Below are 12,068 nucleotides of genomic sequence, written 5' to 3'. Positions count from 1 at the left end.
GGCGGAGCGTGATAACTGTGTGCGGACCGAAATCCCGAAGTGCTCGCGGTCGGCCGATTCGAGCGATGGTTGGACGACGAGACGCGCTGGCCCTCGTCGGGTCGGCGCTCGCAGGGACTGTGGCTGGCTGTTCCGCCCTCTCGGGCGGCACCGACGGCGGGAGCGACACGACTGCTCCAGAACCGGACTCGCCGTCGTTCGACGGCCCGGCGTGGCCGTCGCCGGGCGGCGGCCCCCGGAACCGCGGGCAGGCCGCCGGCGGGACCGGTCCGGAGGATGGCGGTCGCGTGGCGTGGACGACGACGCTCAGCAGCCTCTCGATGTACGGCCCGACGCTCGCCGGGAACACGCTGTTCCACGGGGACGTGGGCACGCTCGAGGCGTTCGCGGCGGCCGACGGGTCGACGCGGTGGAGCCGGGAACCGACGCAGGCGAACACGCCGACGTTCCACGACGGGAGCGTCTACGCGCCCAGCGCCGACGACGGCCTCGTCGCCGCCGACGCGGTGTCCGGCGACACGACGTGGCGGTTCGGACAGTCGGGGGCGTTCGCGCCGACGACGACAGTCGCGGACGACACGCTGTACGCGGTGACGCGGGACGGGCGCGTCCTCGCGTTGGACCCGGCGACCCGCGAGGAGCGCTGGCGCACCGACGCGGGGAGCGTGAACGCAATCGGCGTCGCGGACGGCGTGGTCTACGCTCGCGCCGGGCCGGGACTGGCCGCGTTCGTCGACGGCGAGTTCGAGTGGCGACTGGACATCCCCGGCGGCTCCGACCTGCCGGTCGTCGGCGACGACAACGTCTACGCGCGGGACGTGGCGGCCGGCGGCACCGTCTACGCGGTCGACCGGACGTCCGGCGAGCGACAGTGGACGTACGAGGGCGGCGGCGACTCGTTCGCGCCGAGCGTCGCGTACGCGGACGGTCGCGTGGCGTTCGCAGCGGGGTCGACGGTCGCGGTTCTCGACGCGGCGACGGGCGACCCGGTGTGGGAGAAATCGACCGACGGCGCGGGCGGTGTCGCGGTCGGCGGCGACACGGTGTACGCCGCGCTTCCCGACGCACTCGCGGCGTTCGACGCCGCCGACGGCACACAGCGATGGCGCGCGTCCGTCGGGGCGGACACCACCGTGGCCGGGGCGGGACAACCGCTCGTGGTCGGCGACCGAGTGTACGCGCCGCTCGGGACGACGCTCGCGGCTATCGACCCCGCCTAAATCGTCTCCCCGAGGAGTCGCGCGAGCCCTCTTCTGAGGCGTTCGAGGAACGCCGATTTGGACACGTCGAGCGCGCTCGCCACGTCGCTCGCGTCGGCGTCCCGCGGCACCGAGAAGTATCCCATGTCGTAGGCCGTCTGGAGGGCGTCGGCTTGGGCGGGCGTGAGCCCCCAGCGGTCGGGCATCGCGGCGTCCCCGCGCTCCCCGATTGGGTACGCGCGTTCGAGCGTGACGCCGACGGTGTCGCCGGCGGTGTCGAGGACGCCGCGAAGCACGTCCTGCCCGACGACGGCACCGGTAAAGCGGGCGTCGCCGCCGCGGTAGTGGAGGCTGTCGACGAGCAGGCCCTCGCTGACGAGTTCGTGGACGACACAGAGGTGCTTGGAGAGACAGCGGTACGTGTAGCGGTCGTCGTCGCGCGCGACGTGGAGGTAGCGTACGCGTTCGTCGGCGTCGAGCGCGGCGGCGAGGTCGTCGCCGTCCGCGGAGGAGAACTGGAGGAGTGCGTAGCCGTCGGCCCGGAGTTGGGGCGGGTGGGCGTCGACGCTCGCGCCCGTCTCGCGGGTGGCGTCGGCGAGCGGGCAGTCGTCGCCCTGCACGCCGAACTCGACGAACAGGCACTCGTCTATCACGCGAGTAACTTCGGCGCCGACGCATTTGAACCCCGTGCATGGACGGGTGAACGACTACCCCGTCGAGTCCCTCACTATTCTACATGGACATCGAGGCGGTCAAACAGCGCGCCGGCCCCCGGGAGTTCAGTCCCGCCGACGACCTCCCGCTGGAGTACCGGAAGGCAGCGACGCGCATGATTCAGTTCCACGCGAACAGCGAAGTGATGGGCGGCTACCTCGACAAGCAGTTCACGCGGATGGCACCCTCGCTCGACCGAAAGCTCGCCTGCACCGCGAAGTGCCAGGACGAAATCGGGCACGCCCAACTGCTCTACCGCGCCGCGGAGACGCTCGGCGTGAAAACCCGGGAGCAGATGCTCGACGAACTCGAAGCGGGCGAGGGGAAGTTCCTCAACTGCTTCCACTACCCGGTGGACAACTGGTACGAGGCGCCGATGATAGACTTCTTCGTGGACGGCGGCGCGATGCGCCGGCAGGCCACGCTGAAGAACACCTCCTGGGAGCCCTACGCCCACGCGATGGACAAGGTCTGCTTCGAGGAGGGGTTCCACGTCAAGCACGGCGAGGACATCCTCCGCGAACTGATGACGTCCTCGAAGGCAAACCAGGAGCGCACGCAGGCGGCCTTCGACGAGTGGTGGCCGCGCATCCTCCAGTTCTTCGGGCCGACGAACGACGAGTCCCACCACGACGACTTCGCCCAGCAGGTCGGCTTGAAGACCGTCTCGAACGACGAACTCCGCAATTCGTTCCTGAACATGTACGTGCCGAAGGCCGAGAAGTACGGCCTCGAAATCCCGGAGTACCCGCGCATCTTCGAGCGCGACGACGGGACGATGGCGGTCCGCGAGGACGACCTGGACTGGGACGAGTTCTGGACCATCTCGAAGAACGACTACGAGGGCAGCGAGGAACAGATCGGCACTCGGCGCGAGCGACACGAGGCCGTGGAGTGGGTGCGCGCGTCGATGGACGACTGGGAGGGCACCGCGGGGGACACGCCCGCGGCCGCCGACTGACATGATTTGGGAAGTGTTCCGACAGGAGGAGGCGGGGGACCGACACACGCACTGCGGGAACGTCCACGCGCCGGACCGCGAGATGGCGCTCATGTTCGCGCAGGTCCAGCACGGCCGCCGGATGCAGACGAACTCGCTGTGGGTCGCGCCGAAGGACGAAATCGGCGAGGTGGACGCCGACGAGGCGGAGTTCGGCGGCACCACGGACAAGGCCTACCGGTGGGCGATTACGTACAACAACATCGACGCGAGTTTCGCCGAGGAGGTCGCCGAGAGCGAGGCCGAACAGGAGGAGGCCGCACAGAAGCGGGGTGACGTCTGATGGAGCCCGCGGAAGCCCAACTCCTGCGGCTGGCGGACGACGAGTTCGTGCTCGCCGAGCGGTACACGGAGTGGCAGATTTACGCGCCGACGCCGGAGGCCGACCTCGCGCTCGCGAACATCGCCCAGGACGAGTTCGGGCACGCCCGACTCTGGTACGACCTCCTGCAGGAGGAGTTCGGTTACGCCGAGGCGGACTTGGTGTGGGAGCGCGACCCCGCCGATTTCGTCCACAGCACGCTCGTGGAACTGGAGACGCCGGACGGCGACTGGGCTGACACCGTGGTCCGCGGCTACCTCTACGACGTGGCCGAGCGCCTGCGGATGGACGCGCTCGCCGAGTCGTCGTACGACCCCATCGCCGACCGCGTGGCGAAGGTGCAGGGCGAAGAGGGGTACCACCGCGAGCACGCGCAGTCGTGGCTCGACCGGCTCTCCGGGTCGGGGGAGTCCCACGAACGAACGCAGGCCGCAATCGACCGGCTGTTCCCGTACGCGCTCACGTTGTTCGATGAAACTGAACACGAAGACAGTATCGTCGAATCTGGCGTTCGGACGCGGTCGCTGAGCGACCTGCGTTCGGATTGGCTGGACGAGGTCGTGCCGTATCTGGAGTCCCTCGACTTCGTGGTGCCGGACCCCGAGGACGCCGACCGGCCGGACGCCACTGGCCGGGACGGCACGCACACCCAGGACTGGTTCGACCTCCACGAGGAGTTCACGGCGACGTACCGCGAACTCGACTTCGACCGGCCGGCCGAGTTGCGGGGTGAGAACGCGTGAGTTCGGGGATGACCGGGTCCGGCTCCGAGGCCTGCGCGTACACCGACTACGAGGACGGCGAGGTGCCCGAGGAGTACCCGAAGACCGGCACGGACGCGACCGGCACGGAGGCCGAAATCTGGGACGCGCTCCGCGAGATCGAAGACCCCGAGATGCCCGTCTCAATCGTCGACCTCGGCCTGATTTACGACGTGGCCGTGGACGGCGAGGACGCCCACGTGGAGATGACGCTGACGTACACCGGCTGTCCCGCGAAGGACGTGCTCACCAACGACGTGCGCTGTGCGGCGATGACGGCGTCCGGGGTTCTGGACGCCGACGTGACGATTCGGTACTCGCCGCCGTGGTCCGTCGAGATGGTGACCGAATCGGGCAAGGAGCAACTCCGCGAGTTCGGGTTGAGCGTATGACCGGCGTCGACCCGAGCACCACCACGTCGGGCGAGTCGGGCGTCGAGTGTCCGTACTGCGGTTCGACTGAGACCGAACGCGACCACCCGAAGGGGCCGGGGCTCTGTCGGTCGATGCACTACTGCAACGACTGCGACCAGCCCTTCGAGCGGTTCGGCTGAGTCGGCCGACCGAACCGCCTTCTTGTCGTCGGGCGTTCAGGATGAATGAACTTGCGTTAGCGGTAGTATATAAATGCCTGACTGCAAAAGGGATACCTTCAGTACGACCCACGTAGTCCTACTCATTGTTCACCGGTGACCTCCGCGTCGCCCGGTGGACGTGCCTCTGACACCGGTTCGGCGGCCACTGCCTCTGGCCCGCCGATTTTGACGACCAAGTGATATTTCAGTCGCCGGCACATCGACCGTGCCATGAGCGTCATCGCCGAGTTCACACTCAGCCACCCGGGTCTCCCGATGATGGACGCCCTCGAGGGCACCGGCGTCGAGTTCGACGTCGAGCACGCGGCCGCCTCGGACCCGGACCGACCCGTGTTGTTCCTGTGGGCGACCGGCGGTGACTTCGACCGGTTCGAAGCCAACTGCGAGGACGACGACACCGTCGCGGACCTCAGCGTCGTCGAGGACACCGGCGACAGGCGGCTCTACCGCGTCCAAGTGAGCGCCGCCACGGACCTCGCGCTGTACCCGCTTGACGACCGCCTCGAGGCCTCCCGGCTCGGCGTCACCTCCGGCGAGGAAGGACTGCACGTCCGGATGCGGTTCCCCGACCGCGAGAGCCTCTCGGCGTTCCGCCCGCAACTCGAAGCGAAGGGCGTGGACGCGACGCTCCGGCGCGTCTACGGCGAGAACGACCCGGACTTCGGCGGCGAACACGGCCTCTCGCCGAAGCAACGCGAAGCCCTCGAGACCGCCGTCGAAGCCGGGTTCTTCGAGGTGCCGCGGGACGCCACGCTCTCGGACGTCGCCGACGAACTCGGCGTCTCCACGCAGGCCGCCAGCGAGCGCCTCCGCCGCGGCGTCTCGACGTTCGTGCGGACGAACTTCGACTAGGCCTCGAACTCCACCTGCTCCTCGACGTACAGCGTCTCGCCCGCGTCCATGTCCGCGAACTCCGCGGCGTCCGCCTGCACCGCCTCGCCGATTTCCGAGTCGAACGCCTCGGCGAGCGCGCCCATGTCCTCGAAGTACAGTTCCACGACGCCGTCGTGGCTCGACCGCTCGGGGTCGTTCGGGACGGCGGTCACGTACTTCCGGAGGTTCGGCAGGTCTTTCGCCATCGCCGCGTGCTCGCCGCGCCAGCGCTGTACGAACTCCTCGTGGGTGTAGTCGTCTCGCTTCACGAGCAGTTGGACCATCTTGACCATGCCCGGGAGTGCGCGCCCGGGGGCCTTCCCGTTTTGGGACCGCGCTCCGCGCCAACCGCGAGGCCTTTGTAGCGCGCCCGCCGACTCGCCGGGTATGCGCGTCGAGAACTCCTTCATCCCCGCGCCCGGCGTCGGCGAGACGACCGAGCGCCGCCTCTGGGCGAACGGCGTCACGCACTGGGACGACTTCGACGGGAGCGGTCCCGGCGTCGGGGACGCCACCGCCGAGAACATCTACTCCTTCATCGCGGACGCGCGGACCGCGCTGGACGACGGCGACACGGCGTTCTTCGGGCAGGCGCTCCCGAACAACGAACTCTGGCGGCTCTACGAGAACGTCGCCGACGACGTGGCCTTTTTCGACATCGAGACGACGGGCCTCGACAAGCGTTCGAGCGTCGTGACGACGGTGAGCGTCCACCGCGGCGGCGAGACGACGACGCTCGTGCGCGGCGACGACCTGACGAGCGAGAACCTCGCGGACCTGCTCGATGCCTCGATGGTGGTGTCGTTCAACGGGAAGCGCTTCGACCAGCCGTTCGTGGAGCACAACTTCGACTGCTCGGTCGACGCCCCGCACCTCGATTTGATGTACCTCTGCAAGCGCCTCGACCTCTCGGGCGGCCTCAAGCAGATAGAGACGGACCTCGGCATCGACCGCGACGGGATGGACGTGGACGGCCGGGAGGCCGTCCGGCTCTGGCACCGCTACGAGGACGGCGACGAGGCCGCCCTCGACCGCCTCGTGGAGTACAACCGCTACGACACGCAGAACCTCCAGACGCTACTGGACACGGTGACGGGTCGCCTCCACGAGGAACTGTTCGAGCCGCACGTCTGAGCGCCCGCGAAGCGATTCTCCGTACTCTCGGTCGTCCAGTCGCGGCACCACCGCCACTTATTATTTAGTGGTACAACTGAGTAATTGATGCCGACGCAGTTACAGCACGCCCGCGACGGAACCGTCACCGCTGAGATGGAGCGCGTCGCCGAACGCGAACACCGCGACCCCGAGTTCGTCCGCCGGCAGGTCGCCGACGGGCAGGCCGTGATTCCCGCGAACCGCGCCCACGACGCCCTCGACCCGATGATTATCGGTCGGGAGTTCGCCACCAAGGTCAACGCCAACATCGGCAACAGCGACACCACCAGCGGCGTCGAGGACGAACTCGAGAAACTCCACACCGCCGTCCACTACGGCGCGGACACCGTGATGGACCTCTCGACGGGCGACGACCTGGACGCGATTCGCGAGGCGAACGTCGAGCGCTCCCCGGTCCCAATCGGCACCGTCCCCATCTACGAGGCCGTCACGCGCGTCGACGACGTGGCCGACATCACGCCCGAACTCCTACTCGACGTCATCGAGAAACAGGCCGCACAGGGCGTCGACTACATGACGATTCACGCCGGCGTGCTCGCCGAACACCTCCCGCTCACCGACGGCCGCACCACCGGCATCGTCTCCCGCGGCGGGTCGATTCTCGCGCAGTGGATGGAAGCACACGGCGAACAGAACCCACTCTACGCGCGCTTCGCGGACATCTGTGACATCTTCCGCGAGCACGACGTGACGTTCAGCCTCGGCGACGGCCTCCGTCCGGGGTCGCTCGCGGACGCCGGCGACGCCGCCCAGTTCGCGGAACTCGACACGCTCGGCGAACTCACGCGCACCGCGTGGGACGAGGGCGTGCAGGTGATGGTCGAGGGCCCCGGCCACGTCCCTCTCGACGAAGTCGCGGAGAACGTCGAGCGCCAGCAGGAGGTCTGTGACGGCGCCCCGTTCTACCTGCTCGGCCCGCTCGTCACGGACGTGGCGCCGGGCTACGACCACATCACGAGCGCCATCGGCGCCGCCGAGGCCGCGCGCCACGGCGCCGCGATGCTCTGTTACGTCACCCCCAAAGAGCACCTCGGCCTCCCCGACGCCGAGGACGTGCGCGACGGCATGGCCGCCTACCGCATCGCCGCGCACTCGGGTGACGTGGCCGCAGGGCGTCCCGGCGCACGGGACTGGGACGACGCGCTCTCGGAGGCGCGCTACGACTTCGACTGGGAGCGCCAGTTCTCGCTCGCGCTCGACCCCGAGCGCGCCCGCGAGTTCCACGACCAGACGCTCCCCGGGGACAACTACAAGGACGCGCGCTTCTGCTCGATGTGCGGCGTGGAGTTCTGTTCGATGCGCATCGACCAAGACACGCGCGACGCCGACGGCGAGATGGAGACAATCGAGGGCGACACGGACCTCTCGACGTCGCCCGCAGCGGAAGTGAACCGCCCGCCGACGGGCACCCACGACGCCGAACCCGTCGCGGACGCCGCCGGGACAGATACCGCGGAGACGGACGACGACTGACGCGCCCGCGGCGGGCCGAAATTTTTTGCCCGACACCCCACTACGGCCGCGCATGGCAGCGCGTCCACCGACGGACAGCGGCGACCGACGCGACCCCGACGTGTTCGGCATCGCGGCCGTCGACGAACACCTCGCGGACGCCGACCTCTCGTTCCCGGCGACGCCCGAGGACGTGGTCGACGCGACGGGCGACCCCGAAGTCCTCTGTGCCCCGAACGGCCACGGCGTGGCGCTGTCGAGCGTCCTCGAACGGACGGGTCGCCGGCGTTTCGACTCCCGGCAGGACCTGCTGGACGAACTCCACGAGGCCTTCGAGCAGGAGCGCCGCGACGGCGTCGGCATCGTCGCCTGGCTTCGTTCGCTAGTCGGCGCGTGACTACGTGCTCGGGGACGCCGCGTCCCGCGCGTCCACCACGTCGTCGAACAGCGGCGCGACCGTCGTCGCGAACGCGTCGTCGCGCTCGGCCGGCACGTGGACGTGACACTCGCCGCCCGCGTTCGCGACGCGCCGCGTGACCGCGTGCAGGAACCGGAGCAAGCGCTCGCGGTCCTCGCTGTCGGTTGGTTCTGGGAGGCCGTCGACGCAGACGACGAACCGTTCGACGGCCTCGGCCGCAGCCGCTTCGACCGTATCGAGGACGTCCGTGACCGCCGTCCCGGCCGCCGCGAGGTCGAGGTCGTCGTAGACGCCGGCGTCGTAGAGGTCGGTGGCGTCGACCGCGCCCGTCGTCGGCCCGCGGCCGGTCACGCGGATGCGCTGGGTGCCGGCGTCTTCGCTGCCGGCGAGCGTCCGGCACGCCGCCTCGTGGCCGTCGGCGCCGACGACGAGCGTCGACCCGCCGTCGGCATCTGCGACTCGGCCGGTCGTCGCTGTGGTTCCCTCGTCGCTCATACTGTCGGCGCTCGCGGCGGTTCAGAATAACCCTTGTGGCGGCCGTCAGTCGGTCGCGCGCTCGACGGCCGCGAGGAAGCCGTCCGCGTGGGACGCTTCGACGACGGTGTCGGCGGCGGCCTTCGCGGCGTCGTCGGCGTTCGCCACGGCGAACGACTGCCCGGCGGCCTCGAACAGTTCCACGTCGTTCGCGGAGTCGCCGACCGCCACGAACTCCTCGGGCTCGAAGTCGAGTTCGGCGGCGACCGTGGAGAGCGCCGCGCCCTTGCTCATCCCGTCGCTCTTGACGTGGTACGCGAACCCGGTGTCGACGACGCCGAGCCCGGCGTCCTCCGCGAGTTCGGTGAGCACGTCCAGCGGGCGCTCGCGGCTCACGGCGAGTTCGGTCTCCCGCCAGCGGTTCACGAGGTCAGAGTCGCCCCATCCGAGGTCGTGGCCGCGCGCTTCGAACTCGCGGGCGACCTCGTCGGCGGCCGCGCGGTCGCCGAAGTAGAACAGTTCGTCGTCGACGTACGCGACGCCGCCGTTCTCCGCGATGACGCGCTCCTCGACGCCCACGAACTGGCAGAGCGCGATGGGGTACGGGAGCGCCTTCCCGGTCGCGATGACGACGGGCGCGTCCCACTCGCGGAGCACGTCCATGACGCGGCTGTCGATGGAGCGGTCGGCGCGACTCAGCGTGCCGTCGATGTCGACGGCGAGCGGCGCGGTCATGGCTACTCGGAGGACCTCGCCGCGTAAAAAGTCGCCAGTCCGCGCCGCCCGTCAGGAGTCGGCGAGGACGCCGCCGACCGCCCCCAGCACGACGGGGTAGCCGACGCCCGCGATGGCCGCCGCTTCGATCAGTTTCGGGCCGATGCTGAGGCTGACAGTCTGCCCGAACGTGCTCGTCGAGAAGGTCCACGTCGACAGGAACGCGATGGCGATGGCGCAGACGAAGTAGCCGAGCACCACCGACGCACCGGCTTTCGCACTGCTCTGGCGCGGGCCCGTGGATTTCGCGACGTAGTAGCCCGCGAACACGAGCGCGACCACGGGCACGAGCAACAGCCACTGTTCCTGCACTGCGTCGGCACCGAACGTCTGGGACGCTGACTGGCCGGCGCCGGAGCGCGTGGCTTCCAGCGCGACGTTGTGCATCGCCATGAACACCCAGCCGACAGCCTGCCACGTCTCGGGCGACGACCCCAGACTCGACAGTTGCCCGAGCGTCTCCGAGGCCTCCCCCGACTTCTGGACCCACGTGACGGCGTACCCCGCCGCGAACGCGAGGACGCCGGCGACGAGTCCGAGGCCGAGTGGCGTCGATCCGTCGCCGGTGGGTCGCTCGCGGTCGGCCGTCCGTTGTCGGTCGGACCCCGAGTCGCCCCCCGGACTCGGTTCGTTCGCGGTCTGTTCCCCCGTAGCCGGTTCGCCGTCGACTGACGCGCCACAGGACGCGCAGAACGCGGCTCCCCCGTCGACTTCGTCCCCGCAGTTCGGACAGTACGCCATGCGCTCCCAAGACTCAACCAATCCGATATAAATCTAGGGACAGGTACGCCAAGGGACAGAACGCGGCGTCAGTCGTCGGCCGCCGCGTCCGGCCGGTAGCCCCGACTGATGGCCTTCCACTTCCCGGTGGTGAACCGGTAGTAACTGACGGCGCCCGGCACGATGGACTCCGCGAAAAAGGAGAGGTAGATGCCGAGCAGGCCGAGGTCCGTCGTCGCGCCGAGGTAGACCAGCGGGATGGCGCCCGCGAACATCCCGACGACGCGCCCGTAGAACGGCCACCGCGTGTCGCCGGTGGCGTCGAGCGCGCCCGCCGCGGCGGCGTTCACGCCCTGGGGTATCACGGCGGCGGCGGCCGCGTACACCATGTCGACGGCGATGGGGACACTCGGTTCGGTCGGCGACTCGACGAACAGGACGACGATGTCGCGCGCGAACACCGCCACGAGCGCCGCCGCGAGCACGTACGTCGCCACCGAGAAGCGCACGATTTCGCGGCCGTAGGACTCCGCCGTCGACTCGTCGTCTTTCCCGAGTTCCTGCCCGACGAGGCTCGACGCCGCCAGCCCGAACCCCCAGCCGGGCGCGTTCATGATGCCGAACACGCGGCGCGTGACGACGTACGCCGCGGCGACGGGCGACCCGAACATCGCGACGAACGCGAGCAGCGGGAATCGCGCCGCCGTCCACACGGAGTTCCGACCGACTACCGGCAGGCCGATTTCCACGATGTCTCGGCACTCCGCGCGGTTCCAGTAACTCCCGAACGGCGAGACGGTGAGGGGGAAGGCGCCGACGACCGGCAGCCGCCCGCGCGTCATCCCGACGGCGAACGCCGCCACCACGACGACGTTGCTGACGACGGTACCGAGCGCCGCGCCGACGACGCCCATCCCGAGCGCGAAGATGAACACGGCGTTCAGGCCGACGTTCACGACGGCGCCGCCCGCCCGCAGGAGCATCGCGGTGTACGCGTCGTCCGCGCCGATGAGCGCGCGACTCCCGATGAGGTTCAGGCCCGCCAGCGGCACGCCGAACGAGAGGACGCGCAGGTAGTCCGAGCCGTACGTCACGGCCTGCGGGTCGTCGGTGAGCAGGCCGATGAGTTCCACGGGGAACAGGTAGAACAGCACCGCCACGGGGACGGTGACGGCGACGACGAGCGCGGCGCTCGACCGAATCGCCTGCCCGAGTTCGCCGTACGCCTCGGCGCCGAAGCGCTGGGAGACGAGCGCGATGGTGCCCGCCGCGAGACCGCCGCCGAGGCTGAACGCCGCCCCCCAGAACGGGCCGGCGTACCCGACGCCCGCGATGGCGGAACTGCCGAGGACGACGCCGACCATCGCCACGTCGGCGGCGCTCTTGGACATGCGCGCGACGCCGGTGACGATGCGCGGCCACGCCAACTCCGAGGTGCGGCGCGCGCGCTGCTCGGAGAGCAGGCCGGCGCGGGCCAGGGCCACGCCGATGGCGCGCAACAGCCAACTGAACGGGTTCGGGACCACGAGGTTAGAACGGTCGGTGGTGCGCGGACAAAAAGCGTGCTTTCCCGGAACGGGGGTTCCGGAA

The 12,068-nt window shown here is 69.6% G+C and carries 16 protein-coding genes; 10 read left to right on the top strand and 6 right to left on the bottom strand.

The features are described from left to right. The first annotated feature begins 65 nt into the window (after nt 1-65). Nucleotides 66-1,220: a PQQ-like beta-propeller repeat protein gene (locus LT972_RS08860; protein ID WP_232569590.1), complete on the top strand. Its 1,155-nt coding sequence runs from the start codon at nt 66-68 to the stop codon at nt 1,218-1,220. Here LT972_RS08860 and LT972_RS08855 read toward each other — a convergent pair. Beyond that, complete coding sequence (locus tag LT972_RS08855) at nt 1,217-1,852, bottom strand: helix-turn-helix domain-containing protein (protein WP_232569588.1); 636 nt, start codon at nt 1,850-1,852, stop codon at nt 1,217-1,219. The two genes, LT972_RS08860 and LT972_RS08855, sit on opposite strands and share 4 nt — an antisense overlap. A gap of 83 nt (nt 1,853-1,935) precedes the next feature. Between LT972_RS08855 and LT972_RS08850 the strand changes: the two genes are divergently transcribed. The 6 genes from LT972_RS08850 to LT972_RS08825 all read left to right on the top strand — a co-directional run bounded on the left by LT972_RS08850 (nt 1,936) and on the right by LT972_RS08825 (nt 5,443). Further along, nucleotides 1,936-2,874, top strand: coding sequence for a Phenylacetic acid catabolic protein (locus LT972_RS08850; protein WP_232569586.1), 939 nt, complete (start codon nt 1,936-1,938; stop codon nt 2,872-2,874). Between the two features lies 1 nt (nt 2,875). Then, the gene (paaB, locus tag LT972_RS08845) at nt 2,876-3,196 is read left to right on the top strand and encodes a 1,2-phenylacetyl-CoA epoxidase subunit PaaB (RefSeq protein ID WP_232569584.1); all 321 of its coding nucleotides are present in this window, start codon (nt 2,876-2,878) and stop codon (nt 3,194-3,196) included. After that, complete coding sequence (paaC, locus tag LT972_RS08840) at nt 3,196-3,978, top strand: 1,2-phenylacetyl-CoA epoxidase subunit PaaC (protein ID WP_232569582.1); 783 nt, start codon at nt 3,196-3,198, stop codon at nt 3,976-3,978. The genes paaB and paaC overlap by 1 nt, the downstream gene beginning before the upstream one ends. Nucleotides 3,979-3,986: 8 nt before the next feature. Beyond that, on the top strand, nt 3,987-4,388 hold the full coding sequence (paaD, locus tag LT972_RS08835) for a 1,2-phenylacetyl-CoA epoxidase subunit PaaD (protein ID WP_390226332.1): 402 nt from the start codon (nt 3,987-3,989) through the stop codon (nt 4,386-4,388). Then, a complete protein-coding gene (gene paaE / locus LT972_RS08830) occupies nt 4,385-4,549 on the top strand; it encodes a 1,2-phenylacetyl-CoA epoxidase subunit PaaE (protein ID WP_232569578.1) in 165 nt (54 codons plus the stop codon). Before paaD ends, paaE begins: the two co-directional genes overlap by 4 nt. A gap of 252 nt (nt 4,550-4,801) precedes the next feature. Beyond that, nucleotides 4,802-5,443 (top strand): helix-turn-helix domain-containing protein, encoded by a 642-nt coding sequence (locus tag LT972_RS08825; RefSeq protein ID WP_232569576.1) that lies wholly within the window; start codon nt 4,802-4,804, stop codon nt 5,441-5,443. On the opposite strand, the gene LT972_RS08820 is transcribed toward LT972_RS08825, so the two are convergent. Beyond that, entirely contained in the window at nt 5,440-5,757 is a 318-nt protein-coding gene (locus LT972_RS08820) for an EthD family reductase (RefSeq protein ID WP_232569574.1), read from the bottom strand. The genes LT972_RS08825 and LT972_RS08820 overlap by 4 nt on opposite strands. 94 nt (nt 5,758-5,851) lie before the next feature. Here LT972_RS08820 and LT972_RS08815 point away from each other — a divergent pair, with 94 nt between their 5' ends. The 3 genes from LT972_RS08815 (at nt 5,852) to LT972_RS08805 (ending at nt 8,489) form a co-directional block, all read left to right on the top strand. Continuing rightward, the gene (locus LT972_RS08815) at nt 5,852-6,598 is read left to right on the top strand and encodes a ribonuclease H-like domain-containing protein (protein ID WP_232569572.1); all 747 of its coding nucleotides are present in this window, start codon (nt 5,852-5,854) and stop codon (nt 6,596-6,598) included. An 87-nt stretch (nt 6,599-6,685) separates the two neighbouring features. After that, a complete protein-coding gene (gene thiC / locus LT972_RS08810; RefSeq protein WP_232569570.1) occupies nt 6,686-8,113 on the top strand; it encodes a phosphomethylpyrimidine synthase ThiC in 1,428 nt (475 codons plus the stop codon). Nucleotides 8,114-8,165: 52 nt separating this feature from the next. After that, nucleotides 8,166-8,489, top strand: a complete 324-nt coding sequence (locus tag LT972_RS08805) for a DUF5789 family protein (RefSeq protein ID WP_232569568.1) — start codon at nt 8,166-8,168, stop codon at nt 8,487-8,489. On the opposite strand, the gene LT972_RS08800 is transcribed toward LT972_RS08805, so the two are convergent. From LT972_RS08800 to LT972_RS08785, 4 genes are all read right to left on the bottom strand, one after another. Further along, nucleotides 8,490-9,005, bottom strand: coding sequence for a DUF7504 family protein (locus LT972_RS08800; RefSeq protein ID WP_232569566.1), 516 nt, complete (start codon nt 9,003-9,005; stop codon nt 8,490-8,492). 45 nt (nt 9,006-9,050) lie between these two features. Further along, nucleotides 9,051-9,719, bottom strand: a complete 669-nt coding sequence (locus LT972_RS08795; RefSeq protein WP_232569565.1) for a phosphoglycolate phosphatase — start codon at nt 9,717-9,719, stop codon at nt 9,051-9,053. Nucleotides 9,720-9,770: 51 nt separating this feature from the next. Next, nucleotides 9,771-10,499, bottom strand: coding sequence for a zinc-ribbon domain-containing protein (locus LT972_RS08790; protein ID WP_232569563.1), 729 nt, complete (start codon nt 10,497-10,499; stop codon nt 9,771-9,773). Nucleotides 10,500-10,567: 68 nt separating this feature from the next. Then, the gene (locus LT972_RS08785) at nt 10,568-12,004 is read right to left on the bottom strand and encodes an MATE family efflux transporter (protein WP_232569561.1); all 1,437 of its coding nucleotides are present in this window, start codon (nt 12,002-12,004) and stop codon (nt 10,568-10,570) included. Nucleotides 12,005-12,068: the final 64 nt, after the last annotated feature.

It is taken from the genome of Halobacterium litoreum (genome assembly GCF_021233415.1).
Classification (GTDB): Archaea; Halobacteriota; Halobacteria; order Halobacteriales; family Halobacteriaceae; genus Halobacterium; species Halobacterium litoreum.
Note: the sequence above shows the minus strand (reverse complement) of the source record. Positions and strands in the feature narration are given on the sequence as shown.

What these genes read in the sequence shown, in the direction of transcription:
- paaE (WP_232569578.1), top strand. Translation starts at nt 4,385, where the DNA reads ATGACCGGCGTCGACCCGAGCACCACCACGTCGGGCGAGTCGGGCGTC.
- LT972_RS08800 (WP_232569566.1), bottom strand. Translation starts at nt 9,005, where the DNA reads ATGAGCGACGAGGGAACCACAGCGACGACCGGCCGAGTCGCAGATGCC.
- LT972_RS08815 (WP_232569572.1), top strand. Translation starts at nt 5,852, where the DNA reads ATGCGCGTCGAGAACTCCTTCATCCCCGCGCCCGGCGTCGGCGAGACG.
- LT972_RS08860 (WP_232569590.1), top strand. Translation starts at nt 66, where the DNA reads ATGGTTGGACGACGAGACGCGCTGGCCCTCGTCGGGTCGGCGCTCGCA.
- paaD (WP_390226332.1), top strand. Translation starts at nt 3,987, where the DNA reads ATGACCGGGTCCGGCTCCGAGGCCTGCGCGTACACCGACTACGAGGAC.
- paaB (WP_232569584.1), top strand. Translation starts at nt 2,876, where the DNA reads ATGATTTGGGAAGTGTTCCGACAGGAGGAGGCGGGGGACCGACACACG.
- LT972_RS08850 (WP_232569586.1), top strand. Translation starts at nt 1,936, where the DNA reads ATGGACATCGAGGCGGTCAAACAGCGCGCCGGCCCCCGGGAGTTCAGT.
- LT972_RS08820 (WP_232569574.1), bottom strand. Translation starts at nt 5,757, where the DNA reads ATGGTCAAGATGGTCCAACTGCTCGTGAAGCGAGACGACTACACCCAC.
- LT972_RS08825 (WP_232569576.1), top strand. Translation starts at nt 4,802, where the DNA reads ATGAGCGTCATCGCCGAGTTCACACTCAGCCACCCGGGTCTCCCGATG.
- LT972_RS08790 (WP_232569563.1), bottom strand. Translation starts at nt 10,499, where the DNA reads ATGGCGTACTGTCCGAACTGCGGGGACGAAGTCGACGGGGGAGCCGCG.
- LT972_RS08805 (WP_232569568.1), top strand. Translation starts at nt 8,166, where the DNA reads ATGGCAGCGCGTCCACCGACGGACAGCGGCGACCGACGCGACCCCGAC.
- paaC (WP_232569582.1), top strand. Translation starts at nt 3,196, where the DNA reads ATGGAGCCCGCGGAAGCCCAACTCCTGCGGCTGGCGGACGACGAGTTC.
- thiC (WP_232569570.1), top strand. Translation starts at nt 6,686, where the DNA reads ATGCCGACGCAGTTACAGCACGCCCGCGACGGAACCGTCACCGCTGAG.
- LT972_RS08795 (WP_232569565.1), bottom strand. Translation starts at nt 9,719, where the DNA reads ATGACCGCGCCGCTCGCCGTCGACATCGACGGCACGCTGAGTCGCGCC.